This is a genomic window from Lactococcus nasutitermitis, assembly GCF_018403765.1.
GTDB lineage: Bacteria > Bacillota > Bacilli > Lactobacillales > Streptococcaceae > Lactococcus > Lactococcus nasutitermitis.
In genome coordinates, this window is the sequence record NZ_BOVQ01000004.1 from 272,795 (window position 1) to 295,844 (window position 23,050).

The following is a 23,050-nucleotide window of genomic DNA, read 5'->3' on the forward strand; positions in this document are numbered from 1 at the left end:
TTTATTCCTCATCTTCTAATAGCCAATCTAAGGCATTCTTCTTGATTATTCCATTAAAATTCGCGTTTTTATTAATTATATCCAGAGTAAGCAAATACTTAGGATACATATCATCAATTTCATTCAAGCTTCTTAATTCACGCTCTAAAACTTTTTCATCCAAAGTTTGCAAGGCTACCTGATAGTAAACGGGATGATTTTCATGGTCAATACAGACAAAATCAACCTCCGTTTTGTCATTTTTCCCAACATAGACATTCACATATCTTCTACGAAGTTCAAGGTAGATAATATTCTCTAAAATATGCCCTTCATCGCCACCTGCAAGTGGCAAAAGTAATTCTCTAAAACCCAAATCAACCAGATAATATTTTTCAAGACGCTGCAAGAGTTGACGTCCTTTTATATTATATCTTGGGACTTTATAAATAATCAAACCATTGACAAAAGCATCAACAAAGCGTTCTATTGTATTATTTGATTTCGCTACTTTTTCATCTTTTAAAAAATTATTGATTCGATTAATTGAAACTTCCGAACCAACAGAACTTGCAATGAACTGTAAAACCCGCTCTAAAATATCTTGCTCAGTAATTTTATAGCGCTGAACGATATCTTTTAACACAATATCATTATAGGTACTGCGAATATAATCATTTCTTTCTTGAACACTTTCTTCGGAAACAAGGCGAGGGAAAGCCGTATGTTTATAGCGCTCGTAAACATCTGACAGTGAGAGATAACTGTATTGACTTTGAAATTCTTTAAAAGACAGTGGTAGAACTTCTAAATCAGCATGCCGTCCTGTCAAAAGCGTCGCAAATTCTCCACTCATGAAAAAGGCATTTGAACCAGTGACATATATATCAATGTTTTCTTGAAGATTTAAACTATTTACCACTTCTTCAAACTTTGTAACATTCTGTATTTCATCAAAGAAAAGATAATAATTCTGTTTTTCATTCGTACGCTCTAAGATATACTCATTGAGCCTCAAAAAATCACGTAGCTCATAATAACGTAAATCTTCAAAGTTAAGATGAATGATCTGATTTTCTTGCACACCCTCTTTTTTCAAAATTTCCTGATAAAGGGTAAAAAGCGTAGATTTTCCACTACGCCGAACCCCTGTAATGACTTTAATGAGCTGGTCATCCCTATGGTGCAACAGCCAGTCTGTATATTGTTTTCTTTCAATCATTTATTTTCTCATTTCAGAAAGTATAACGTTATTATAGCATATATTTTCCGAAATAGGAAAATAAATATTATATTTTTCTCATTTTGATATGTTAGAAAAATAAAAAAACGATATTCAAAATATCGTTTTTATTCTATTATATTGTTTCTGCCCAAGCACTTGCTGGTTTTCCTGCTGCAATTTGGATTTGTGTGGCGAGGGATGTGCCTTGGCTAACGCCCCATTCTTGGAATACGCCGTAACAGGGGCTTCCGCCTGCGTTCCAGACGTCGACTTGTCCGCCACTTTCGCGGGTGATGACTTGCGCCCACTGGGCTGCTGTGAAACCACTGACGGTGGAAATGCTTGCCATATAATTGGCTAGAGCTGCAATGTCAACATAGCCTGTAGTTTGACTCATGTCAAGTCCGCTACTATTTAGTGTGCTTTGTGCTGGGCTTGTTTGACTTGTTGCCGCCGTTGCTGGTGCTGGTGCTGGTGGAGCTGGCGTTTGTGGAGCTGGTGCTGGCGCTTTTACAACGTAGGCTGCTGCTTCTTTAGCCATTTGACGTGTGGATTGCTCTGTTGCTGCTTTTAGTTTTGCATTAGCTACTATTTGTTGAGAATCCTTGGTCAGCTTAGTCATAGTCATGACTGGATGTAGCTGTGCACTCGTTTGGGAGTGCGGTAGTTTTACTAGAGAAAGTGTTTTATGCTTCTGTGTTAGATGATGAGAATTTACTTTCGTTTGCGTAGCTGCATTTGTCACTTGTGGGGCAAGTGTTAGCGTACTTGTTGCTAGTAAAACGAGACTTGCGATTTTTGTCCATGATACAACATTTGACTTTTTCGCAAAGTCTTGTTGAGCATTTAAATGTTCAATGTGTTTTTGTTTAACCATAACAGGCACTATCATTCACAGCTGCATAGACACGACTTGCATACTGCTTCCTGTTTTTCAATCTTGAAATACTGCCTCAAGAAAGTCGGAAATGATAGTTAAGGTCCTTTTCCTTTCACTCGTTCTCACAACGAGGGGACATTCTGCTTAAAAGAATAAAATGTCAGAATGCTGCGATTTGCTGGCACAATTACCAGTAAAATAGTTTTTCTTTTGGAAAAACATGAGGTCTAGTATAACATGAATTTATCGTTTTTTATTACAATTCAACTTCTTTTAGTTTAAAATTTACTCAAATCAACTGTTTATGTGAAGCTTTTCTCAAAGTTTTGAACTATTTTGGTGTTATTTTTCTGAATTTAAAGTAAAAAAAGACTGGTTGTATAGACAATCAGCTTTATTTTTATCAAGGAAAATAATCGGTTTTATTTTTCAAGGCTTTTGAGATATTCTTCTTCATAATCATAGAGTGGGGTTTCGTATTTTCCATCAAAATAGGAAAGACATAGCTCGTTATGTCCTATCGCTTCTACTAATCCATCTTGACTGAGGAAACTCAAACTATCTGCTCCAATCAGTTCACTAATTTCATTGACTGTGTGATTAGCAGCGATAAGTTCTTCACGTTTTTGGATATCAATGCCAAAAAAACAGGGATATGCAAGTGGTGGGCTGGCAATCGCAACGTGAACTTCTAGCGCACCTGCTTCTTTTAGGAGACTGACAATACGGCGACTCGTTGTGCCACGGACGATACTATCATCTACCATGACGACACGTTTTCCTTCAACAACGCCACGGACAGCAGAGAGTTTCATACGTACACCCTGTTCACGAAGTTCTTGAGTGGGTTGAATAAAGGTTCTCGCTGTGTATTGATTTTTAATCAGCCCCATTTCATAGGGAAGTCCTGACTCTTCTGCGTAACCTGATGCGGCGGAGAGACTAGAATTTGGTACGCCAATGACGATATCTGCATCAATTTTTGCTTCACGCGCGAGAATTTTTCCACTTCGTTTACGTGCGGTATGAACATTGACACCTGCGATATTACTATCTGGACGTGCAAAATAGATATATTCCATACTGCAAATGGTACGATGGGTATTTTGAGTAAAGCGGTCTGTATGAATGCCTGTGTCATCAATCGTAACAACTTCGCCTGGCTGGACATCTTGCACCCAAGTCGCACCGACCACATCAAAAGCGCAGGTTTCAGAGGCAACGACTAGCGCACCATTTGCCATTTTTCCAATGGATAAGGGTCTAAAACCATTAGGGTCAAGAGCAGCAATGATGCTCGTTTCTGTCATGAGCAGATAAGCAAAACCTCCTTTGACTGTGTTTAAAGCTTCTTTGACTTTTCCCATAAATTCTGGATGGTGACTGCGTCTGATGAGGTGCATCAAAATCTCACTATCGCTATCTGAACTAAAAATCGCACCGTCTTTTTCAAGCTGTTTTCTCAGTGTGACTGCATTTGTCAGGTTTCCATTGTGGGCAAGCGCCAGCCCTCCATCATGAAAATGAAAATTGAAAGGTTGAATATTGTTAATCGTTGCTGACCCTGCGGTAGCATAACGAATATGTCCAATCGCTCCTTTTCCTGCTAAGTCTAGTAAGTCTTTTTCATCTTTGAAAACTTCTGTGACAAGTCCTAATCCTCGTTTTTGCTGGAGTTGTCCATGATTATTACTCACAATGCCTGCGCCTTCTTGTCCGCGATGTTGCAGAGCATGGAGTCCAAAAAAGGTCAATTTTGCTGCATCTGGATGATTCCAAACGCCAAAAAGCCCGCATTCTTCGTTGAGATGTTTATTTTCGTTTGTGTTTTGTGGTTGGTCAAACCAATTTTTTTCACGTGTCAATATTTTCACTTCTTTCCGAACTTTATAGTTCTATTCTACCGTGAATATCTTTAATTTTACTGATAAAAAATGCTAATTTTGGTTAAATCAGCATTCAATGTTCGGAAATTCGTTTTTTTGCTTATAATTTTTCTTTTTCTAAAAAATTTTGCCATTCTTCTCTCAAAATCCCAAAACTTATGGCATCATAGTAACTGCCATCAACAATTCTCGCTTTTCGGTATTCTGCTTCTTTTTGCATACCGCATTTTTCGGCGAGTTTCATCATTCTTTTATTTCCTGACCAGGTGGAAAGTCCAAGTCTGACTAATTCTGGTTTTTCTTGAAAAATCTGGTCAATCCAAGCTTTGAGAGCTTCTGTTCCGATGCCATTTCCCCAGTAATTTTCATTGAAAATCACAATACCAATTTCTAGCCACAGGGTTTCTTGTGATTTCCAATACCAACTGACTTCACCGATGATGGCATCATTTTCTTTATCTGCGATGATTTTCTTATTTTTGAGAACATTTTTCTGCCCTTTTGATAAAGAGTTTTTGAGTTGGGAAACTTGTTTTTCAAGTTCTTCTTTGCTGTGGCTGGCGTAATATGGACCATTCCAGTGATGAAATTCGCGTGAGGGATTATTCCAATATAAATAATCCTCGCAGTCTTTGAGTTCTAACTCTCTTAGAATGATGTTCATTGCTGTCCTCCAGCCTCTTTTTAATATCATTATAGTACATTTTCTGCTTTATTTCCTTAATATAAAATTATACTTTTTCTTTGTCTTTTCTGCTCGTTAGAAAGAGTGCTGGGATAGCAATCACTATCAGGAGAATTGTACTGACTAGAAATCCCATTTGATAACCTTTGAGTTGTCCTATGAGTTGTAAATTTGCGAAAGTGCTCGTTCCTGCGTGTGTTTTCATGTAAGTCATGAGGCTGTTTGTGACAATCGCTGACATGATAGCGGAGCCAAGGCTTTGTCCTGTGTATTGAATCATCCGATTGGCAACGGAGACACCAGAAATCTCAGTGGGCTTAAATCCGTAGAAAACGTCGGTCATCATTGGCATGGTAATTCCACCGACACCTAAACCACGTACAAAGAGGACTAGACCAAGAAGAATCAAGTTAGTATCTGTATGGACAAAAATGAGGGGCAAAGTACCAAGGAGTGAAATCGCAAGTGAAATGAGAACGACAAGCTGTGAGCCGATACGGTCAATGAGGCGTCCAACATAAGGGCGGGCAATCAGCATTCCGATACCTTGGGGAACAAGAATGAGTCCTGCCTCTGCTACTGTGAAATGACGGATATTTTGAAAATAAAGGGGCAAAAGGAGCATGACTCCATTGACGGCAACGCCTGTCAGGAGGACACCAATATTTCCTGCGGTAAAATTTCGATGGCTGAAATAGCGAAGTGGCATAACTGTTTGGTGTTGGCGAAGAAAGTCATAAATCACATAGACAATGAGGAGGAGCAGGCCAAGTCCTGTGAAAATCAGCATTTTTGTATTGAAGAAATGGGTAATATTTTCGGAGCCTTGCATTATACCATAAAGAATGGCTGTTATTGCTGCTGCAAGATTTATCGTTCCCCACCAATCCATCTTGCTCTCTTTATTTGCTGGTATAAAATTGCGAAGTAAGGTAATGTTAAGCACGGTTGAGATGATGACAATGGGGACATTCACAAAGAATATCCAGCGCCAGTTGCCGTATTGCACAAGAAATCCGCCAATCACAGGTCCTAGGATAGGGCCTAAAATCATGGGTGTGGAAACAATGGCAATCAGTTGACCGAGTAGCTTTTTAGGTGCAATTTGCATGAGCAAACTCATCGAAAGCATGGTAATGACACCGCCTGAGAGTCCTTGCAGGACACGAAATGCGATAAAACTTTCGATATTCCAAGCCAGTCCTGAGAACAGTGAAAAAGCACCAAAAATAACTACTGCGACGGTGAGTACTTTCTTGCCGTTCAAGTGGTCCATCAACCAACCTGAAAATGAGACGGCGACTGCCATCGCGAGGACATAGCCTGTAATCGCCCATTGTACCATATTGAGTGAGCTACTAAGGTCAGTCTGTAACTTATTGATGGCGATATTGACCATGGTGGAATCGAGTATGGTTGGTAAGGCACAAATGACAAGTACCCAAGCAGTCATCATTAATTCACGTGGTAATTTTTCTTGTTTTTCTTTTGGCATGAGAAATTCTCCTTTGTTTTTATAGAACATAGTGTTCTTTATTTTTATAATTTTGATTATAGTCTTTTTGAAAAAGTTTGTCAAGAATAAAGAACACCATGTAATTTATCATTTTGTAAAACTCACTTATTTTATGCTATAATGATTACTATAAAGAACAATGTGAGGTTTAATTATGTCTGAAAGAAAACGTGGCGAGGAACTCCAACAGGCTATTTTTGTGGCAACGATTGAGATTTTAGAAAATGAAGGATTTTTAGCGGTTAATTTTCAAAAAGTGGCAAAAAAAGCACAGACATCGCGTGGAGTGCTTTATAAGTACTGGGAGAATGCGGAAAGCTTGATTTATGCGGCTGGTCGTGATTATTTGCAGTCTCATTCAAAAAATCGTAAACCTGCGATTGAGCAAAAGTTTAATCGGGGAAATCTTCGGGCAGATTTGCTTGATATGCTTGGTTTCTTACGGGATAATGTGGATTATTTGCCGAAAAATTTTCTCGAATTTATTTTCTTTGAAGACACGCAGGGACAGCATTTGATGGATAATCGGACGCATAATCTTGTGCTGATGGAGCGAATTTTGACGCGAGCTGAGGAACGTGGCGAGGTGCGTTTAGATATTTCGGAGTCGGCAAAGCTCCTGCCTTTTGAGCTTTTGCGGCAGCGTATGATGGTGGAAGGTGTGCGGCAAAGCGATGCTCAGCTTGAAAGTGTGGTGGATGAGATTTTGCTTCCGCTTTATCGGGTGTGTTCAAAATAAAAATCTGTCAAAATTTTTGATGGCTTTTTTTCTTTGAAATTTTGTGTTTATTGTTTTTGACAGTTCTGTCAAAATTTTTCATGATTATTAGATTTGACAAGTCTGTCAAAACTTAAAAAATCAGAGTTTATAGGCTCTGATTTTTTTGACAGTTCTATTTTTTAAAGTTTGATGAAGAAATTTTCATTGATTTATTATTTTTTTCGTTCATCAAAAAGTTGAATTTGTCACTCTCCATTCATGGCATCAATACCACATTGAATCAAAAATTCTGTGCAACGCTCACAATAACCATCTTCAAGCTCATCTTCCCAAAATTCTGAACCACATTCTGCGCAAATCGCTTTGCCCTCTTCTAATTTTTTATTCATTTTTATTTCCTTTCTGAGAATATTTCTTTTGACATAGTCAAAAGAAAATGCTATATGTGTAATATAGCATTTTCATAAATTTTGAGCACTTCGTCAGATTTGACAGAACTGTCAAAAATATCACAACAAGATGGGAGAATCATTTTAATCCCAGACATCGCTTCTATCATTATTGATAAACAAATTTTTATTATTTTTCACTGCTTTTCGCCAAGTTTTCAGTCCAGAAAATGGGGCAATAAGGGCAATCCAGATAAGAATAAGGAAATTTGCCAAGATAATTTTCCCAATCAATGCGCCAATCGAACCAAATAAAATCAAACTGTTTGTAAATCTATCTATAATCCCGCCCTGATAGCTCCAAAAGGCATATTTCCAGAAAATCCAAGCTAGCACTGTCCAGATAATCGGCAGAATTATACTGACAATCGAATGTTCTGGCTGAATTGCAAAGTAAAAATTTAAAAATAAATACAAAAACAAACAACTAAAAAAACGACGGACATTGTATTTTTTTCGATAGTCAGCCGTCAAATGTTCCTGAAGTGAGGCATAGAAGCCTTTCAGATTTTTCGTTTCCTCACTTTGGCTACTTTGATTGCTTGCCTTTTCATTTTGTTCTTTGATGGTTGCCATTTTTCTTTCCCCTAATTCATCTTATTGCTATTATTTTGAGCTTTTTCTGCGCCTGCTTCGACATCTTCACGTATGATTTGATTGAGTTCAGCGTCAGAAAAACTCGCTTTTTTGAAAATACGTGCATCTCGACTTTGAGTAATTAACTGCAATAAATTTCTCACATAGCGGGCATTGCCATCGACAAGATGTTGACTTTTTGCATCACTAATGACTTTGGCTAAGGTCTCACTTGCTTCTTTATCACAAACTTGCGACTCACTCAGAAGCTGTTTTTCCGCAATCGCGATGAGTTCTTCTGCTGAATAATCCTCAAAGTCTATCCAGTTGGTAAATCTGGAACTTAAGCCTTGATTGGACTGCAAAAAGTCTTTGATTTCCGCTGAATATCCGGCAATAATGACAATCAGTTTGTCGCGATTATTTTCCATGTCAGCGATGAGCTGGTTGATAGCTTCTTCTTTGAAGGCTGCATTGCTTCCTGTGTCGTCTTTTGTCGCGAGTTGATAGGCTTCATCAATGAAAAGAATGCCACCCAACGCTTTTTCAATCACTTCATGCGTTTTCGTTGCTGTTTGTCCGATGTAGCCGGCGACAAGGTCTTTGGCACTGACTTCGGTAAGTTTATTTTCAGCAATCACACCATTTTCATACAAGATTTGGGCAACAAGTCTTGCGACTGTTGTCTTTCCAGTTCCAGCATTTCCTGCAAAAATCATGTGAAGAGAGGCACTCGACACTTTTTGTCCCAGCGCTTTGCGGCGTTGATTGGCGCGCGCACTGGCAATATAAAGCATCATCTGCTCCTTGGCTTGGGCAAGTCCTGTCATATTTTCAAGCTGGTAAATCGCGCTGGACTGCCGTTTTTCTTCTGCTTTTTCTGTTAGCCAGTCCTGATAAGGTAGCCATTGTCCTGCTTGATTTTTGGCAACAACTTTAACTGTACTTTCTCCTTGAAGCTCAAAATTTCCTCCGTCAAAGTATGCCCACCGATTGACATCTGAATAATTTTTAAAATAAGTCTGTGAGCCTTGAGAAATCTCACTCATAAAGCCATAAGTAACGGTATTTTCCCCAGAAATCGTCAACTGACCACTATTTTTAAAGAGAAATTCTTTTTTCAAAAGCACTGGTAAATCTTCGCCAACTTGGTCTGTGGCGAGTGTATAAGTCGCTGGTGCAAGCAATTCTGAGATTTTCAGCTCTCCAAAATTTGCTAGGATGCAATAGTTACCGTCTGTCTTATGCTTTTTATCATAATAATTGCCATTTGGTGCAAGAGCTTGTCTTACCAGTGCTGCGCCTGCCAAGGGCTGGAAACGTTCAATTTCTGCTTGACTACCTTTTTGGAAAATCAGATTTGAAGCGGTCAAAACAGGAAAATTTCCTGTGACTTTGAGCGAGATATTTTGCAGTTGCAAAAAATTAGCCTGACTGGTGCTTATTGCAGCATTGAGCGTACTTTGCGGATAGCCGATATCACCTAGATTGTTGTCATTTTCAAAGTTCACCATTTTTGCGTCAATATAAGGATGATGAAAATCACAATTTTCCAGTGTTAGCTCTCCGACATTTTCGACATAAATATCTGGAGAAAACGCTTGATTTTCCTCAATGGTCAAATCTTCAAAATCTGTAGTAAGATACTTGGTTGTGACATTGGAAAGGGTGACTTTTTTGAGATTTTTCGCATTGAAGCCATTTACCCCACAAGAGGGAACAATCAGATGGAGATTTGCCACGAGACAATTCTCCCCCAGCACCAGCCCTGCCGAATGATAGCTGGCAAGTTCAATAATAGGTTTTTTGTCATTTTTCATGATGCCTTGAATGACGCTCTGAGCAGGAAAGCTGATTGCCGTTTTTTCTTTGAACAGCTCGGTAATATCTTGTTCAATCGTGAGTATATCGCCAGTTTTCATCTTCTGCGCTGCTTCTGCTAATGAACTGACTTTCCCCAGTGGATGAAAGCCTCCTATGTAAAGATTTGCCATTCTGCACCTTTTATTTTTCCTGATAATGTTTTCTTTTGACTACGTCAAAAGAAAATGCTAGATTACGTAGTAATTGTAGCATTTTGGAAATTATGTAAAATTATAATTTTTTTCAGGCTCGCACTCTTTTTGACAGAACTTTTTATTTCATTAACTCTGGAAGTGCATTTTCATAAATTTTGAGCGCTTCGTCAGTTTTGACAGAAATACCGTTGATGCTCAAAACACCGTCACCCGTGACTTCTCCAAGTCTGTCAAATTTGACAGAACTGTCAAAAGCTAATTTTTCAAGTTTTTCAATCGCGTCAAATTTGACAGAAATCACAAAACGTCCCTGCGTTTCGCTGAAAAGCTGTTCGTTAGTGAGCTCAGCGCTGACGTCCACACCAAATTCTCCGTCAAATGCGGATTCAGCCAAGGCAACCGCCAAACCACCTTCTGACAAGTCGTGCGCCGACTGAATCAGCCCGGACTTAATCGCCGTCAAAACAAAATCCTGATTTTTCTTCTCCGCATCCAAATCAAACGTCACCGTCCCAGAGATTTCACCTGTTAGCATCTTCTGAATTTCACTCCCAGAAAAATCATCCCCCGTGTCGCCAATCAGAACAATCACATCCCCCGCCTGCTTGAAAGCCTGCGTGGTAATGTCGTCCGTGTCCGCAATCAGCCCCACCATACCAATCATCGGCGTCGGTAAAATCGCAGTTCCACTCGTTTCATTGTACAAGCTGACATTGCCAGAAATCACAGGCGTATCAAGCGCGAGACAGGCACGCGAAATCCCGTCCGCCGCCGTCGTCAATTCCCAGAACTGTTCAGGTTTTTCAGGATTACCGAAATTCAAACAATCCGTAATCGCCAAAGGCTTCCCACCGCTCGCCACGATATTGCGCGCCGCTTCAGCAACAGCAATCGCACCGCCCTTTTCGGGGTCAAGGTAGAGATAGCGCGCGTTGCAGTCCGTCGTCATGGCGAGCGCCTTACGCGTCCCGCGCACCCGCAAAACCGCTGCGTCAGAGCCGGGAGCCACGACCGTGTTTGTCATCACGCGCGAGTCGTACGTCTCGTAAATACTGCGTTTGCTGGCAATCGTTGGTTGTGCCAGCAATTTTTTAAATACGTCATTCACATCGTCAAATTCAGGTGTCCATTTTGGTAACGCGTCAAATTCCGCAATCCGCGCAGGCACTTGACTTTCCCGATAATACACGGGCGCATCCTCCGCCAAGCTATCCACAGGGACTTTTGCGACCATCTCGCCCTTGTGATAGAGCGTGTAAAAGCCGTCGTCCGTGACCTCGCCGATGTTGACCGCGTCTAGCTCATATTTCTTAAACACGTCAATAATTTCCTGCTCGTGCCCCTCTTTGACACACAGCACCATGCGCTCCTGACTTTCAGAGAGCATCATCTCGTAAGGAATCATCTCCGTTTCGCGCTGAGGCACATTGTCAAGGTTCAAAATCATGCCTGAACCCGCTTTGGACGCCATTTCTGACGTCGAAGACACCAAGCCCGCAGCCCCCATATCCTGAATACCGACCAGCACATCACCATGTTCGTTGATGACCTCGATACAGGCTTCAAGAAGCAATTTTTCCATAAATGGGTCGCCAACCTGCACCGCCGAGCGTTGCGTTTCATTGCCTGAGCCAAACGTTTTAGAAGCAAATGAAGCCCCATGAATGCCGTCACGCCCAGTCTTCGCACCAACATAGAAAATCGAATTCCCCACGCCCTTCGCCTGCCCTTTTTGGATATTTTTCTGCTCAATCAGCCCGACACACAGCACATTGACCAAAGGATTGCCCGTATAACTCTCGTCAAAAGCCACCTCGCCCCCGACCGTGGGAATCCCGATACAGTTACCATAGCCCGCAATGCCTGCCACGACTTGGTCCATGATATGCCGCGTGTGCGCATTATCAATCTGCCCAAAACGCAAGCTGTCCAAAATCGCAATCGGACGCGCGCCCATCGAGAAAATATCACGAATAATCCCGCCAGAGCCTGTCGCTGCACCCTCGTAAGGTTCGACATAGCTCGGATGATTGTGCGACTCCGCCTTAAAAACAACCGCCAGCCCATCGCCAATATCGACCACGCCAGCCCCCTCGCCGGGTCCCATCAGCACTTGCTTGCCCGTCGTCGGAAACTTCTTCAAAACAGGCTTCGAGTTCTTGTAGCAACAATGCTCGCTCCACATCACCGCGTACATCCCGCACTCCGTAAAGTTCGGCAGCCGCCCGCCCAAAATCTCCTGCACCTTCGCATATTCAGCATCCGTCATGCCCCAGTCGCGGTAAATCGCCGTCTCACGGATTTCTTCAGGACTCAGTTCGATTGTCATCATCTTCTCCTATTTTTTAGGTTTTTGGGAAATTTTGCGAGGTCAGACATTTTTGACCAAGCTGTCAAAAACCTTATCGCCCCTGTACAGCTGATTTCAAGCTGACGCAGGCAGAATTTGACACCATTCTCACATTTGACAAACACGTCAAATTTGACGTACCCTCCAAAAACAAAAATTCGCTATTCCAACGCAAAACTCTCTTGATAGAACTAATTTTACCTTGATTGTTTGGAAATAAAAAGCCCTAATAGGACTTTTTATGGATTATTCAGTTTATTGTTCGGAAATACTTTTGCTATATATACTTTCATTTATTCATTTGATAATCGAGAAACAATGTCATTCCAAGCTTTTCTATGCTGATATTTTACTGCTGAATCATTCTTTATATTTTCCACATAGTTTTCAATGAACTCTGAAGTATCATCAAGAAGCCTTAAATAATATTTAAGAGTACTATAAACTCCATTAACTATCAATTGGCAGCCATGTATTTTAGAAATTCTTCGAATTTCTTTATTTAATACATTCCAATCTGCCCGATCCATATTTGCTGTAGTCAAAATGTAATAACGTTTTGTTTGTTGCGATTTGAACTTATCATAAGCGATTTCAATTATTTCTCTTGTAACCTCTATATTATGTTTAATCTCTACTCCTTCGAAAGCGGAGCCATCCTGCTCATCAATTTCAACATCACCAACAGAACCCGAACGGGTATCCGCAGATGTATGGTTTTCCAGCTCACAAAGTATCTTATCTTCATACCTTTTCACTTGATTCATCATACATTGATATGCAGAATATATTGCTAAAACAGGTAATCTAGAAGCTCCCGAGCCTCCTCCCTCGTAAGAATAATTAAAGTGTGTTTCTAATAATAAAATAATATCAGATATTGGAAGGTTATGCGGATTAGCCAAATTATCGAGCCGTTCTTCTTCCCGCTTTTCAACGAGAAGAGCAAATATGTATACTAACGCTTCTTGACTATTTAAATCGTAATTCTGAACTTTATCAATTAAATTTAAAAAAGCACTTTTTAACGTCTTAGGACTGATAGCTGGCTTATAATCAAGCATATAAGGTTGAGAACTCTCAAGAGTTCGAGTTAGCCAACCAGAAGTTGAGGGAGCAGGAAAAGAAATACTCTTTAAAAATGGAGTAATAAATTTAGTATCAATAGTTCTACCTGAAAAACCATTATCAAACTTTGTTTGATAATATCTAATATCTTGTTGGGGCATCAAACTTTTATGAACTAATAATGTTGTCAACACCGCAAAAACACCCTTTGCATTATCAGCACGAAAAACAATTTCATCTAATTCTTGAGTTGTCTCTTCATTAAAGTTTGGTAATTTAGATTTTTTAGAATAAATATTCATAGCCTTTTGGTAAATTTCTTGCAATTTATCAGAATAAGCTAATTTGTTTTTGCTTTCTTTCGACATTTCGCACTCCTTGAGAAAAATATTGTTTTTTAATAGATTTTGCTAATGCTGAAAACATGGGAACACATACAGAATTTCCAATCTGTTTATATTGCGTTCCAAGTAATTCTGCTCTTTTAAAACTATCTGGAAAGCCCATAATTCTATAGCATTCGTCTATGGTAAGCTTACGAACCTTACCCTCAACTAAAATCCAAAAGCGTCCAGAAGTTTCCTGAGATGGAAGTGTTGGATGCGTTCCTCTAGCATCATAAATTCTATTCGGTTGTTTATGTACTCGTGACAGATGCTCTGTACCCGGTCTTACCCCAACTTTACGGATAGACTTATTTCTGTAACCTGCAAATATCAGACCTGATTTTAGCTGGATGGTCTTTTGCTCCTCCTTAAGCAAAGTATACTCCTCAGGCTCAAGATATTCAAAAGCTCCGCTCTTATCAAGAAAGCCATCTGACAACGTTTTTCTTGATTTTTTTTGAATATCATCAAAATCAAATTCACAATCCTTAGTTGCGACAATAATTATGCGTTCTCTATTTTGTGGCATTCCAAAATCGAGTGCATTTAATATTTGCCAATTTACTATATACCCCAGTTCTTCAAGCTTTTCAGTTATAACACTGAGGGTTCGCCCACCATCATGATGGACCAGATACTTAACATTTTCTAAAAGTATTACTTTAGGTTGTTTAGCTTCAGCAATTCTACAAATTTCAAAAAATAAAGTTCCTCGCGTATCTTCAAATCCTTTTTTCTTTCCAGAAATAGAAAAAGGCTGACATGGAAAGCCGCCACATAATATATCAAAATCTGGTATTTCGTTTGCTTCTATTTTAGAAATATCTCCTGCCGGGCGTTCACTATAATTAGTAGCATATACATTTTTACAGTCCTCATCAATATCAGACGAAAATACACATTGAAACCCTGACATTTCCATTCCCATTCTGATTCCGCCAATTCCACAAAACAAATCTATAAAAGTTCCAATTTTTTTAGTCATTAGTATCATTTTACCATAAAATTATTAAAATAGGATATAGTATTACTTGAATATATCACCTTTACTTAAATACTCTAAAATTTAATATTCACTTTTTATCAAATTTCTACGTATTTCCATCTTTATATTAGTCAACTCATTAGTATACCTACTTAAAGTGTCACAATAAGCTTCAAAATTTAACTTATTAATCTCTTTTCTAAAGTATTCGTATTTTTCCATCTCTTTTTTAGTTGGAAACCTATCTTCGTACATAGAAAACATCAATTCTTCAACAAGTTCTAATTCCTTCATCCCACTAACTATACCTGAGCAAGCTTGCTGAACAATACTAGTAAAGCTATGAACCTCCATGTATAAGTCATTATCTAGATAAATTTGTGACCTAAGAGTATTACTTCCTAAAGAACCCGATAAATTCATCAGTCGGGTAAATATCTTTTTCAATCCTTCAATGTCCTTATCAGAAGATACTTGCATTTCTGGTCCAGCCATATGTACAAATTTTTCTGATATAGATAAATCTAAATAATTCGCCATACAATGACAATAGGCTATCTGCTCTCTTTTCATAATAAATATCAGTAATTTTTTCTGTTTATCAATTTCGGCTTGTTTTCTATTTATAGTATGTGTGGTAACAAACCAGTTGACAACCGCTGTAACAATAAGAGTAACAACCGAAGTGAAAATAGAATTCCAACCCACTTTCATTTACAGCCTCATCTTTCATTTCTTTATTATACCACACTCCCATCACAAAAAACGCGTCAAATTTGACGCGTTCACTATTTCTAAGCCTGCACTTCCAAAAAATTCTTCAAAATACTTGCAAACAGCTTTTTCCCATCACTCCCACCGAGCAAGTCCTCAACCGCGCGCTCTGGGTGGGGCATCATGCCGAGGACGTTGCCCGCTTTGTTGGTAATGCCCGCAATCGCCTCCGCCGAACCGTTCGGATTTTCGCCGTCGTAGGTAAAGGCGATTTGATGATTGGCACGGAGTTCCGCAAGGGTCGCTTCGTCCGCGATATAATGCCCTTCGCCATGGGCAATCGGTAAGCTAATGCCTTCATTTTCAGCAAATTCACTGGTAAATTTCGTTTGATTATTGACGCGCAAACTCTGCCATTTCGACACAAATTTCAGTTTTTCATTGCGAATCAAACCACCGGGCAGTAAGCCTGCTTCCACCAAAATTTGAAAACCATTGCAGGTGCCAAACACGAGCTTGCCTTCATTTGCCAAGCGGATAATCTCTGGCATAATGTTCGCAAAGCTCGCAATCGCACCACATCTGAGGTAATCGCCGTAGCTGAAGCCTCCGGGAATGAGCACGCCGTCAAATCCAGCGAGAGATGCCTCATCGTGCCAGACAAACTCAGCTTCCGCCCCCATGACATCACGAATTGCCCAAAGTAAATCAAAATCACAGTTTGAGCCGGGAAATTGAATGACTGCAAATTTCATTTAGTTATCCCCCAAGATTTCGACAGTATAAGTTTCCATGTTCGGATTGGCAAGGAGTTCGTTGGCGATAGCTGCGACTTTTTCTTTCGCTGTACTTTCGTCTGCTTCAACTTCAAAGTCGAAATATTTTCCCATGCGAAGCTCTTTGATTTCTGAATACCCCATTTTGCTCGTTGCGCCTTTGATTGCCTGCGCTTCGGGGTCAAGGATAGATGCTTTGTAAGTCACATAAACACGTACTTTTGTCATTTTGCTGCCTCCAGTTTTTCTAAAACTTCCGTATAAACGCTAATCAAATCGCCAATATTGCGACGGAAAACGTCTTTGTCCATGTGTTCGCCCTTGGCATTCCAGAGCCGGCTCGTGTCAGGAGAAATCTCGTCTGCGAGGATAATTGTTCCATCTTCAAGTCTCCCAAATTCTAACTTAAAATCAACCGGTGTTAAACCAATTTCTGACCAAATTTTTTTGAGAATGCTATTGATTTGTCGTGTTTCAGATTTGAGAAATGCGATTTCTTCATCTGTGGCAATATCTAGGAATTTCACGTGTTCATCATTGATAAAAGGGTCGTCTAGCGCGTCAGATTTGTAGTAAAATTCAACGATAGCTTCAGGTAGAACTGCGCCTTCCTCTAGTCCAAAACGTTTGGCAAAAGAACCAGCCACGACATTACGTAAAACAACTTCTAGCGGAATAATCTGAACTTTTCTATTTAATTGTTCGGTTTTAGATAGCTGTTTGATGAAATGTGTTTGAATTCCTTCGGAATTTAATTTTTCAAATATGAGTGAAGTTATCTGATTGTTTAGGGCGCCTTTTCCTGAAATTTGTTCTTTACGCGCGCCATTTAAAGCGGTCGCTTGGTCTTGATACTCTACCCATAAAATCTCTTTATCATCTGTTGTATAGAGTTTTTTCGCTTTTCCTTCATAAAGCAATTCATGCTTTTCCACTAGAAATTCCTCTTTTCTACTTTCTAGTTTTATTGTATGAAAATTTTCAAAAATAAAAAAGTCCAGACGGACTTTCTGATTTTTTTTATTTCTAAATGTTCGGAAATAGAATGATTTTATCCTTGTGGATTGAGTAAATGCTTGTGTCCTGCTTGTCCATTTTTTCCGTAATTGAGCGCTTTATAGCCATAAATGTCAATACCACGCATGATACGCGCAATGTTGCGACGATTTCTTGGAACAAATGTTCGGATTTGTTCGGCGGAATAACCAACGGTTAATTGCTTTTTCTCAAAATTCACGACAATCCCATTTTTAAAGACTTCTGGATTGGCAAGGAGGAGTTTCATGAAAAAACCTGCTTTCAGTTCTGAGAAATTGCCAACTTCTTGAAAAAGTCGTTTATATATGTTGGAGCGATAATTGATAATATTGTCAAAGCCATCTTCACAAAATGATAAAATCTGCTTTAACTCGGGGAGAGTCATCTCAGAAACTGGAAGTTCAATAAAATCTAGTTCCTCGCGCAGCATCCAATCGCGAATAGACTGTGTCACATGGTTTTTTTTCGTATAAAATAGATAATTCATGCTCATAAGTATAGCATAAATCTTGAGGTTGAGCCAGTTTTGAGCTTTTTAGTCGGGACGATTGAGTCCAAAGCTTTGTCTTTTAGCAAAATCTGGTTCTGCAAGTGCTTTTACAACAAATTTTGAAATAGCTGTGACTGAAACATCATGTCCTGTGAGCATTTCGCCTTTTTTAGTAACGTTCACTTCATCATCGCCATGGTCAAACCATGCGGGACGAATAATGGTATAATCCAAATCAGAATTTTCAATGATTTCGCCTGCTTCGGCGTAACGTATAACATAGTCGCTCATACCGCCACCGTGAAGATATTTGGCTGGGACTTCATTGTAAATTCCCATCGTGAGAATCTGTACGAGACGTTTTGTTTCGGAACTTTCTAGTACATTGACAATCTTCTTAGTTAGCTCTGGCATATTGCCAGATAAGGCGACAAATACTGCATCAATATCTGTCAACTGGTTTTTATTGAAATGGTCAACGTCACTTTCGATGATTGTTTCGCGTGCTGCGTTGCTTTTTCCTATTTTTGTGGGATTGCGTACGAGAAGTGTTATTTCCCAGTCTGTTTCTGTCAAAATACGTTTTCTGACTTCATTTCCAATCGTGCCTGTCGCACCTATAATCATAATGTTCATTCTTTATTCTCTCCAAAAATTGGCAAATAGCTGCCATATCCTTCTTTTTTTAAATCCTTGTAGGGTACAAAACGTAAAGCTGCAGAGTTAATGCAGTAGCGCAAGCCTCCTTTGTCACGTGGACCATCGCTAAAAACGTGACCTAGATGGCTGTCAGCTGATTTTGAACGTACTTCGGTGCGTTCCATTCCATGTGTTTTATCCCGTTTTTCTTGAATAGCTTTGCGTGTAATGGGTTGAGTAAATGCGGGCCAGCCACAACCTGAATCGTATTTATCTTCGCTTGTAAAAAGTGCTTCTCCACTGACGATGTCAACGTAAAGTCCGCGCTCAAAAAAGTCATCAAATTCATTGTTAAATGGTGCTTCTGTTGCATTTTCTTGTGTGACTTCGTAACTCAGAGGAGATAAACGTTTTTTGAGTTCTTCTTTGTTGTCCATATAGCTCCTTCTTGACTTTTTTAATCTTTCTTTTCTAAATAAATAATTTCTTTGTTCTGTTTTTTGGCATACCAAATTTCATTTTTTACGGCTTCGCCTATATAACCATTTTTATTGACTACAAAAATGGCATCAGCTAAATCAATTTTTCTCAGATGGGCTTTGCTGAAGGCTGTAATTTCTTCTGCAGTATATGCTTCAACAGCTTTGGTTGGATAAATCACGCTGAGGACGCAATTTCCGGCAAGTTCTAGTTTTTCTGCCCAGATTTTCATATCATCAATGAATTTCAGAGAGCCACAAATGGTGATTATTTTCATATTGCTAAGTCAAACTTGAGCTGTGGTTTTACTGGCTCATAATCGACGAGTTCAAAATCTTCGGGTTTGATGTCAAAGAAATTGGTGCCGTCTGGGACGTTGAGAACGAGTTTTGCTTCTTTGTCTGAACCTGTGCGCTTGAGGAGTTCTTGTGCTTGCTCAAATTGATTATCATAAATATGGAGGTTATTGACAAAATAGAAAAATTTCCCGATTTTCCAGCTGAAATGTTTGGCAATCATCATCTGAAGCGCGACATATTGCATGGCATTGATGTGGTGGGCGACGAGCATATCGTTACTGCGTTGAATGAGGGTCGCATCAAGGTAAATTTCTTGTGTTTTTGGGTCGCGACGGACGTCAAATAGGGTTTGAAAGGCGCAGGGCAACAAACCTTCTGTTTCTTCAAAATCTTCATATTGCCAGAGGTTGATGATATTTCGGCGGTTCCAAGGATTTTTGGCGAGACCGTCAAGGAATTTGCCGATAATATTGTGTTTTCTGACGGTTGCACCGTAACGTTGACCGATGGTGCCATCTTCTAGTGCCCATTCGCGCCAGTATTTCACTCCGTATTTGTCTTCAAGAACGCTGAGTTCACTTGTTTGGTCTTGGTAAATCCACATTAGTTCTTTAATGGCGGATTTGATAGCAATTGGTCGTAGGCTTGTGATGGGAAATTCGCCTTTTTCAAGGTCATAGCTGGTAAAAGCACCTGTGATATATTTGCTATTGGCTGTTTTTCCATCTTTGTAATGAGGGCGAGCGTTTTCACTCATCACACCGTTTTCTAGGATATTTTGGATATTTTGTTTGAAAATTTGGTCTGCAAAGGTCATTTCTTTTCCTTTTCTTTGTTATTCTCAGTTCATTATAGCAAAAACTCTGTTTGCTGGGGCTGATTTTATTTGATAACTTTGCGCATGGATTGTTCGATTTGTCCGCCACAATAGCTGTCGCCGTATGTGTCCCAGCTGATTTTTGCAAAATCGGCGAGTTCGTTTTTCCAGAGTTTTTCGGCGTGTAAGGCTGTGTTGGGAGCTGTTTTTTCTAATAAATCTTTGATGGCTGGAAAGCGCTCTGTTACTGTACTCCAGAGGGTGCTTGAGACGATGTCGGCAATTGTTGGGGATTGCGTATTTACGAGATAATTACTACTGCTGCGCGCTAATTCTTCTTCCCAGAAAGTCATCCATTTTTGCAATCTTGGAATGAATGCTTGCCAGCTTTCTTGTGTCCACATTGTCATGCCTCCTTGGAGCGTGAGTTCATCAATGACATCATTTGCGTCGGCCACGATTTTGAGTGCGAGTGCTTTGTCCTCAGCTGACTCTGGTAATAAATTGAGTTGCTCACCGAGGTAATTGGCAATCGCTGGCATTTGCGAGAGGGCAAAATGTTTTTCATGATTGACCAAAACAGGCGGCCCCATAAAGGGAATCGGCTGATTGTGGGGTTTGGTACTCATCAGAGCTGGAACGTTTTCTCCTTCTTCCCAGTCTGCTTGTGCATAGCTGAGAATGGCGCGGATAAAGTGTCCACGGAAGGGAACAGGCCAGTAATAAAGGGTGTAAGTTGCTTTTTTTGACATGATGATAGCCTCCTTTTTGATGCTTTTGAGCGAAATTATTTTTGACAAAACTGTCAAAAATTTCTTTATGGTACTGACGGTGTTCAGTGCCTTTTTTGACAGTTTTAGATAAACAAACTAGCCTATCCGTAATGTGAGCAAGCTCACAACGGCTTTGCTACGTCAAAAAATTTATATGCCAATAACGACGGTTTCGACTTGTTCGGCACCACTTGTGGTCATACGAATGCGTATTAGGTTTTCGACAGTATTGATGTCAAAAAAGCGCTCGCCTGTGATGTCTTCTTGGATGATTTTGACGGTCGCATTTTGCGGTTGTTCTTTTAAAATCGTGATGAGTTCTTGCGTTGTCATGATTTCTCCTTAATTGGCGCGCTCTGAGAGATATTCCCAGCGCTCGTATTTGTGGTCAAGTTCGGCGGATTTTTCGTCACGTTCGCGTTGTAAATCGAGTAAAAGTCCGCTGTCAGAACCATTTGCGTTCATTTCATTGTCAATGTCAGCGATGCGATTTTCCAGCTCGGAAATGTCGTCTTCAATCGTTGCCCATTCTTGTTTTTCTTGGTAAGTCAGGCGGATTTTTTGCGTTGTCCGACGGCTGTCAGCGCTGACAGGGATTTCAGAATTTTTGACAGAACTGTCAAAAACTTTTTCGGCTGTTTTTGTCGTCAAATAGTCGCTGTAAGCACCGAAAATGTGGTTGATTTCGCCATTTTCAAAAGCTAGAAGTTCATTTGAAACTTTATCCTGAAAATAGCGGTCGTGGCTGACGGTCAAAACTGCGCCTGGAAAGCTGTCAAGGAAGTTTTCAAGGACGGTCAATGTGGCAATGTCAAGGTCATTTGTCGGCTCGTCGAGCAGGAGAACATTTGGCTGCAAAAGCAAAATTTTTAGCAAATAGAGCCGTTTTTTCTCGCCACCAGAAAGCTTGCGAATCAGCGTGCCGTGCGTGCTGCGGGGAAATAAAAATTGCTCTAAGAGATTGACAATAGAAATATTTTCACCTGACGCATTGTGCGCCGCATTTGCCGTCTCTTCAAGGAATGTAATCACGCGCTTATCCTCGTCCAAGCCGCGAATTTCCTGACTGAAATAGCCGATGTTGACCGTTTCGCCAATATCCAGATTGCCTGAGCTCAGTTGCAATTCGCCGTCAATGATATTCAAAAGTGTGGATTTGCCGACACCGTTATCGCCAACAATGCCGAGACGCGCATGAGGCTGAACAATCAAGTCAAAATTTTCAAAGATTTTCTTATCAGGAAAGCCAAAACTGGCATTTTTGAAAGCAAGCACTTTTTTACCGAGGCGCTGGCTGGCAATGTTGACAGATAAATCGTCTGACGGCGATTTTTCAGCGCTGAGATTTTCTGACAGCTTGTCAAAACGCTCAATACGCGCTTGTTGCTTGGTCGCACGGGCTTGCGGAGACTTACGAATCCAAGTCAGCTCGCTCTTATAAAGCTGACGAGCTTTGTGGCTCGCCGCCGCTTCTCGTTCTTCATCCTCGGCTTTTTTGACGAGATAATCTTGGTAATTTCCTTGATATTCCTTCAGTCCAGCATTGTCCAGCTCAAAAATCCGTGTCGCAACAGCATCCAAAAAATAGCGGTCATGTGTCACAAACAACACGGTTCGCTTGCTATTTTTCAGAACATTTTGCAGCCAGACAATCGTCTCCACATCTAAATGGTTCGTCGGCTCGTCCAGTAACAGAAGGTCACTATCGTTCAAAAGAGCTTGCGCCAGCTGAACACGGCGTTTTTGTCCACCTGAAAGTTGTGAAATCTTGGTCGCAGAATCTGGCAATTTTAATTTACTGAGAATCATTTTGACATCTGCCTCGACCTGCCAAGCATCCAGCGCATCCATCTCCGCTTGCGCACGTTCCAATTTTGACAAGTCTGTCAAAGCCGCTTCATAGTTTTTGACAGCTTTCATCTGTGGCAAACTCGCGTCCAGCACGGTTTCCAAAATGCTCAATGTTCCATCAAAATCAGGTTCTTGCGTGAGATAAGTGATTTTAAAATTGACAGCTTTGTCAAAAGGCGACACATCGCCGTCAAAACCCGAAGCACCAGCAATCACGTTGAGCAGAGTCGTCTTTCCCGTCCCATTGACGCCCAGAAGACCAATTCTATCCAGCGGGTGAATCATAAAGTTTATCTTGTCAAAAACAACTTTATCTCCAACACTTTTCGTCAAATTTTGCGCAATAAAATCAGCCATTTCAATCCATCCTATCTTCTGTTAATCCCATTATATCACATCTTTCAGGACATTCTATTGTCCGAGAGACAAAAATATTTTTGACAGAACTG

24 protein-coding genes are annotated in these 23,050 nt (G+C 40.2%); 1 reads left to right on the forward strand and 23 read right to left on the reverse strand.

The genetic code is table 11. The features are described 5' to 3' along the window. Position 1: 1 nt before the first annotated feature. From KJS36_RS05640 to KJS36_RS05660, 5 genes are all read right to left on the reverse strand, one after another. Positions 2-1,201: an ATP-binding protein gene (locus KJS36_RS05640; protein ID WP_213535263.1), complete on the reverse strand. Its 1,200-nt coding sequence runs from the start codon at positions 1,199-1,201 to the stop codon at positions 2-4. A gap of 136 nt (positions 1,202-1,337) precedes the next feature. Beyond that, positions 1,338-2,081, reverse strand: coding sequence for a hypothetical protein (locus tag KJS36_RS05645; protein ID WP_213535267.1), 744 nt, complete (start codon positions 2,079-2,081; stop codon positions 1,338-1,340). A 425-nt stretch (positions 2,082-2,506) separates the two neighbouring features. Then, positions 2,507-3,958: an amidophosphoribosyltransferase gene (gene purF / locus KJS36_RS05650; RefSeq protein WP_373306161.1), complete on the reverse strand. Its 1,452-nt coding sequence runs from the start codon at positions 3,956-3,958 to the stop codon at positions 2,507-2,509. Between the two features lie 112 nt (positions 3,959-4,070). Then, positions 4,071-4,634 (reverse strand): GNAT family N-acetyltransferase, encoded by a 564-nt coding sequence (locus KJS36_RS05655; RefSeq protein ID WP_213535271.1) that lies wholly within the window; start codon positions 4,632-4,634, stop codon positions 4,071-4,073. 67 nt (positions 4,635-4,701) lie between these two features. Then, positions 4,702-6,150, reverse strand: a complete 1,449-nt coding sequence (locus KJS36_RS05660) for an MDR family MFS transporter (RefSeq protein WP_213535273.1) — start codon at positions 6,148-6,150, stop codon at positions 4,702-4,704. A 175-nt stretch (positions 6,151-6,325) separates the two neighbouring features. On the opposite strand from KJS36_RS05660, the gene KJS36_RS05665 reads away from it, so the two are divergent. Next, complete coding sequence (locus tag KJS36_RS05665; RefSeq protein WP_213535277.1) at positions 6,326-6,910, forward strand: TetR/AcrR family transcriptional regulator; 585 nt, start codon at positions 6,326-6,328, stop codon at positions 6,908-6,910. A 227-nt stretch (positions 6,911-7,137) separates the two neighbouring features. On the opposite strand, the gene KJS36_RS05670 is transcribed toward KJS36_RS05665, so the two are convergent. From KJS36_RS05670 to KJS36_RS05755, 18 genes are all read right to left on the reverse strand, one after another. Next, a complete protein-coding gene (locus tag KJS36_RS05670; RefSeq protein WP_213535281.1) occupies positions 7,138-7,281 on the reverse strand; it encodes a hypothetical protein in 144 nt (47 codons plus the stop codon). 144 nt (positions 7,282-7,425) lie between these two features. Beyond that, a complete protein-coding gene (locus KJS36_RS05675) occupies positions 7,426-7,917 on the reverse strand; it encodes a hypothetical protein (protein WP_213535284.1) in 492 nt (163 codons plus the stop codon). A gap of 11 nt (positions 7,918-7,928) precedes the next feature. Continuing rightward, the gene (locus KJS36_RS05680) at positions 7,929-9,911 is read right to left on the reverse strand and encodes an AAA family ATPase (RefSeq protein WP_213535289.1); all 1,983 of its coding nucleotides are present in this window, start codon (positions 9,909-9,911) and stop codon (positions 7,929-7,931) included. Between the two features lie 142 nt (positions 9,912-10,053). Then, positions 10,054-12,264 carry a phosphoribosylformylglycinamidine synthase subunit PurL gene (gene purL, locus KJS36_RS05685; RefSeq protein ID WP_213535295.1) on the reverse strand — a complete coding sequence of 737 codons (2,211 nt, stop codon included), beginning with the start codon at positions 12,262-12,264 and terminating at the stop codon, positions 10,054-10,056. 314 nt (positions 12,265-12,578) lie between these two features. Continuing rightward, positions 12,579-13,721 carry a hypothetical protein gene (locus tag KJS36_RS05690; RefSeq protein WP_213535299.1) on the reverse strand — a complete coding sequence of 381 codons (1,143 nt, stop codon included), beginning with the start codon at positions 13,719-13,721 and terminating at the stop codon, positions 12,579-12,581. After that, positions 13,684-14,724, reverse strand: coding sequence for a DNA cytosine methyltransferase (locus KJS36_RS05695; protein ID WP_213535304.1), 1,041 nt, complete (start codon positions 14,722-14,724; stop codon positions 13,684-13,686). The genes KJS36_RS05690 and KJS36_RS05695 overlap by 38 nt, the downstream gene beginning before the upstream one ends. An 81-nt stretch (positions 14,725-14,805) precedes the next feature. After that, positions 14,806-15,438, reverse strand: coding sequence for a hypothetical protein (locus KJS36_RS05700; RefSeq protein ID WP_213535307.1), 633 nt, complete (start codon positions 15,436-15,438; stop codon positions 14,806-14,808). Positions 15,439-15,518: 80 nt separating this feature from the next. Next, positions 15,519-16,193 (reverse strand): phosphoribosylformylglycinamidine synthase subunit PurQ, encoded by a 675-nt coding sequence (gene purQ, locus KJS36_RS05705; protein ID WP_213535308.1) that lies wholly within the window; start codon positions 16,191-16,193, stop codon positions 15,519-15,521. Continuing rightward, positions 16,194-16,442: a phosphoribosylformylglycinamidine synthase subunit PurS gene (gene purS, locus KJS36_RS05710; RefSeq protein ID WP_213535315.1), complete on the reverse strand. Its 249-nt coding sequence runs from the start codon at positions 16,440-16,442 to the stop codon at positions 16,194-16,196. It lies immediately after the preceding gene. Then, a complete protein-coding gene (gene purC, locus KJS36_RS05715; RefSeq protein ID WP_213535320.1) occupies positions 16,439-17,149 on the reverse strand; it encodes a phosphoribosylaminoimidazolesuccinocarboxamide synthase in 711 nt (236 codons plus the stop codon). The genes purS and purC overlap by 4 nt, the downstream gene beginning before the upstream one ends. A 116-nt stretch (positions 17,150-17,265) precedes the next feature. Beyond that, on the reverse strand, positions 17,266-17,739 hold the full coding sequence (locus KJS36_RS05720; RefSeq protein WP_213535325.1) for an ArsC/Spx/MgsR family protein: 474 nt from the start codon (positions 17,737-17,739) through the stop codon (positions 17,266-17,268). A 48-nt stretch (positions 17,740-17,787) separates the two neighbouring features. Continuing rightward, complete coding sequence (locus KJS36_RS05725; protein WP_213535332.1) at positions 17,788-18,378, reverse strand: NAD(P)H-binding protein; 591 nt, start codon at positions 18,376-18,378, stop codon at positions 17,788-17,790. Next, positions 18,375-18,818 carry a peptide-methionine (R)-S-oxide reductase MsrB gene (gene msrB / locus KJS36_RS05730; protein ID WP_213535337.1) on the reverse strand — a complete coding sequence of 148 codons (444 nt, stop codon included), beginning with the start codon at positions 18,816-18,818 and terminating at the stop codon, positions 18,375-18,377. Before msrB ends, KJS36_RS05725 begins: the two co-directional genes overlap by 4 nt. A 20-nt stretch (positions 18,819-18,838) precedes the next feature. Then, positions 18,839-19,093, reverse strand: coding sequence for a hypothetical protein (locus KJS36_RS05735; RefSeq protein ID WP_244842744.1), 255 nt, complete (start codon positions 19,091-19,093; stop codon positions 18,839-18,841). A gap of 41 nt (positions 19,094-19,134) precedes the next feature. Further along, positions 19,135-19,977, reverse strand: coding sequence for a thymidylate synthase (locus KJS36_RS05740; RefSeq protein ID WP_213535345.1), 843 nt, complete (start codon positions 19,975-19,977; stop codon positions 19,135-19,137). Between the two features lie 65 nt (positions 19,978-20,042). Beyond that, entirely contained in the window at positions 20,043-20,729 is a 687-nt protein-coding gene (gene gst / locus KJS36_RS05745) for a glutathione transferase, Atu5508 family (protein WP_213535351.1), read from the reverse strand. 171 nt (positions 20,730-20,900) lie between these two features. After that, positions 20,901-21,083: a hypothetical protein gene (locus tag KJS36_RS05750; RefSeq protein ID WP_213535353.1), complete on the reverse strand. Its 183-nt coding sequence runs from the start codon at positions 21,081-21,083 to the stop codon at positions 20,901-20,903. A 9-nt stretch (positions 21,084-21,092) separates the two neighbouring features. Beyond that, entirely contained in the window at positions 21,093-22,958 is a 1,866-nt protein-coding gene (locus KJS36_RS05755; RefSeq protein WP_213535355.1) for an ABC-F family ATP-binding cassette domain-containing protein, read from the reverse strand. Positions 22,959-23,050: the final 92 nt, after the last annotated feature.

Coding starts and splice junctions, on each gene's coding strand:
- KJS36_RS05655 (WP_213535271.1), bottom strand. CDS start 4,634: ATGAACATCATTCTAAGAGAGTTAGAACTCAAAGACTGCGAGGATTAT.
- KJS36_RS05740 (WP_213535345.1), bottom strand. CDS start 19,977: ATGACCTTTGCAGACCAAATTTTCAAACAAAATATCCAAAATATCCTA.
- KJS36_RS05670 (WP_213535281.1), bottom strand. CDS start 7,281: ATGAATAAAAAATTAGAAGAGGGCAAAGCGATTTGCGCAGAATGTGGT.
- KJS36_RS05725 (WP_213535332.1), bottom strand. CDS start 18,378: ATGAACATTATGATTATAGGTGCGACAGGCACGATTGGAAATGAAGTC.
- KJS36_RS05735 (WP_244842744.1), bottom strand. CDS start 19,093: ATGAAAATCTGGGCAGAAAAACTAGAACTTGCCGGAAATTGCGTCCTC.
- KJS36_RS05680 (WP_213535289.1), bottom strand. CDS start 9,911: ATGGCAAATCTTTACATAGGAGGCTTTCATCCACTGGGGAAAGTCAGT.
- KJS36_RS05695 (WP_213535304.1), bottom strand. CDS start 14,724: ATGACTAAAAAAATTGGAACTTTTATAGATTTGTTTTGTGGAATTGGC.
- KJS36_RS05675 (WP_213535284.1), bottom strand. CDS start 7,917: ATGGCAACCATCAAAGAACAAAATGAAAAGGCAAGCAATCAAAGTAGC.
- KJS36_RS05665 (WP_213535277.1), top strand. CDS start 6,326: ATGTCTGAAAGAAAACGTGGCGAGGAACTCCAACAGGCTATTTTTGTG.
- KJS36_RS05645 (WP_213535267.1), bottom strand. CDS start 2,081: ATGGTTAAACAAAAACACATTGAACATTTAAATGCTCAACAAGACTTT.
- KJS36_RS05700 (WP_213535307.1), bottom strand. CDS start 15,438: ATGAAAGTGGGTTGGAATTCTATTTTCACTTCGGTTGTTACTCTTATT.
- KJS36_RS05690 (WP_213535299.1), bottom strand. CDS start 13,721: ATGTCGAAAGAAAGCAAAAACAAATTAGCTTATTCTGATAAATTGCAA.
- KJS36_RS05640 (WP_213535263.1), bottom strand. CDS start 1,201: ATGATTGAAAGAAAACAATATACAGACTGGCTGTTGCACCATAGGGAT.
- gst (WP_213535351.1), bottom strand. CDS start 20,729: ATGTCAAAAAAAGCAACTTACACCCTTTATTACTGGCCTGTTCCCTTC.
- purL (WP_213535295.1), bottom strand. CDS start 12,264: ATGACAATCGAACTGAGTCCTGAAGAAATCCGTGAGACGGCGATTTAC.
- purS (WP_213535315.1), bottom strand. CDS start 16,442: ATGACAAAAGTACGTGTTTATGTGACTTACAAAGCATCTATCCTTGAC.
- KJS36_RS05660 (WP_213535273.1), bottom strand. CDS start 6,150: ATGCCAAAAGAAAAACAAGAAAAATTACCACGTGAATTAATGATGACT.
- KJS36_RS05750 (WP_213535353.1), bottom strand. CDS start 21,083: ATGACAACGCAAGAACTCATCACGATTTTAAAAGAACAACCGCAAAAT.
- msrB (WP_213535337.1), bottom strand. CDS start 18,818: ATGGACAACAAAGAAGAACTCAAAAAACGTTTATCTCCTCTGAGTTAC.
- purQ (WP_213535308.1), bottom strand. CDS start 16,193: ATGAAATTTGCAGTCATTCAATTTCCCGGCTCAAACTGTGATTTTGAT.
- KJS36_RS05755 (WP_213535355.1), bottom strand. CDS start 22,958: ATGGCTGATTTTATTGCGCAAAATTTGACGAAAAGTGTTGGAGATAAA.
- KJS36_RS05720 (WP_213535325.1), bottom strand. CDS start 17,739: ATGAATTATCTATTTTATACGAAAAAAAACCATGTGACACAGTCTATT.